The organism is Microvirga soli (assembly GCF_016734765.1).
Classification (GTDB): Bacteria; Pseudomonadota; Alphaproteobacteria; order Rhizobiales; family Beijerinckiaceae; genus Microvirga; species Microvirga soli.
The window spans coordinates 1-1,686 of the sequence record NZ_JAERQE010000130.1; the positions used below are offsets into that span (position 1 = coordinate 1).

1 protein-coding gene is annotated in these 1,686 nt (G+C 60.7%); it reads left to right on the forward strand.

Annotated elements, in window-relative coordinates:
- The first annotated feature begins 206 nt into the window (after positions 1 to 206).
- Complete coding sequence (locus JKL45_RS29480) at positions 207 to 1,625, forward strand: calcium-binding protein (RefSeq protein WP_201865309.1); 1,419 nt, start codon at positions 207 to 209, stop codon at positions 1,623 to 1,625.
- Positions 1,626 to 1,686: the final 61 nt, after the last annotated feature.

The window sequence follows — 1,686 nt, forward strand, 5'->3', positions numbered from 1 at the left end:
CCATCACGGCAAAAGATGCCAAAGGCTGGATCAGGCATGCCGGCTATGCCCTACACTGAGACCAAAAGCGCTTTAGTCACGACGATACGACCGTCTACGTAAGCAGGGATGCAAGCGGCTTTATCACCCATAGCTATGTCGAGGATCTCGTCGGTACGAAAGAGATTTATCAACGCCTCGACAACGGTGAGTCCGTCACTTTAACGATGAGTCTACTCCATCCGCCAACTGGATTAGAGACGACAACGGAGAGGGAGTGGGAGATCAAGATCGGTAAAGTTGTCGATGAATTCTATGGAGATGATTCACCTCCTGCAAGAGGTGTTGGCGAAGTTGTCATCGGCAGTCGTAAGTATCAGATCGAAACGACCCTTGGTACAGGATCGAAGGACGATCTGGCCGGCAATGGCCTTATGGCCGGCGGCGCTGGAGCGGACACCCTAACAGGCGGTGCGCAACGCGATATCCTAAAGGGGAATGCCGACGCCGATACACTGGAGGGACGCGCTGGCGGCGATCTGCTGGATGGCGGTGCGGGCTATGACTTTGCCACTTACTACGCGGCTACGGCGGGTGTGGTAGCGAACCTGTCGAGCCCGTCCGGGAATACTGGCGATGCTGCTGGGGATATGTACATTGACATTGAGGGTCTTGGCGGTTCGGCCTATGCGGACGTGCTCATCGGCAATGGCGGCTCGAACGAGTTGCATGGCCACAAGGGCAACGATGAGCTGATCGGCCTTGGCGGCAACGACTATCTCTATGGCGGCGCAGGCCACGATGCGCTCGAAGGCGATGCCGGAGCCGATAGTCTTGACGGAGGTGATGGCTGGGACTTTGCGACCTATTACCGCGCCCAATCCGGCGTGGTGGCGAGCCTATCGAACCCGTCCGGCAACTCTGGCGCTGCGGCGGGCGACACTTATGCCAATATCGAGGCTCTCGCTGGCTCGGCCTATGCGGATGTGCTCATCGGCGATAGCGGCTCGAACGAGCTGCATGGCCACAAGGGCAACGACGAGCTGATCGGCCTTGCCGGCAACGATTATCTCTATGGCGGCGACGGCTGGGACAGCCTGGAGGGCGATCTGGGTGCGGACGTGCTCGACGGCGGGGCAGGGTTCGATTTCGCCACCTTCTACCGCGCTGCGTCGGGTGTCGTGGCCAACCTGTCGAACGCGGCGGCTAACAGCGGTGCAGCGGCGGGCGACACCTATGTCGGCATCGAGGGCCTGGGCGGCTCGTCCTACGCCGACGTGCTCACCGGCAACAGCGGCTACAACGAGCTGTTTGGCCACAACGGCAACGATCAGCTTTATGGCCTGGGCGACGGTGACTTCCTGTCAGGCGGCGAGGGTCATGATCAGCTGTTTGGCGGCGCCGGTTCGGACTGGCTCACCGGCGGCAACGGCGCGGACTGGTTCCACTTCGACACGGCGCTCGGGGCTGGAAACGTGGATGTCGTCAACGACTTCACCAAGGGCCAGGATATGCTGGTTCTGAGCCGAAGCGTGTTCACGGCCTTCGGCCCCGGCACCCCTGGCGCAACAGTCATCCTGGCTTATGCCGGGCCTTACGCCTTCACGACAGGCACTGCAGCGACGAGTACTTTCAACATTGGGTAATGGGGCGGCTCTCCCTGGATGCCGATAACATCGGCTGGCCACGTGCACAGGAGAGCAGCCA

Excerpts from the sequence above, each read along its gene's own strand:
- JKL45_RS29480 (WP_201865309.1), top strand. The coding sequence starts at position 207 with ATGAGTCTACTCCATCCGCCAACTGGATTAGAGACGACAACGGAGAGG.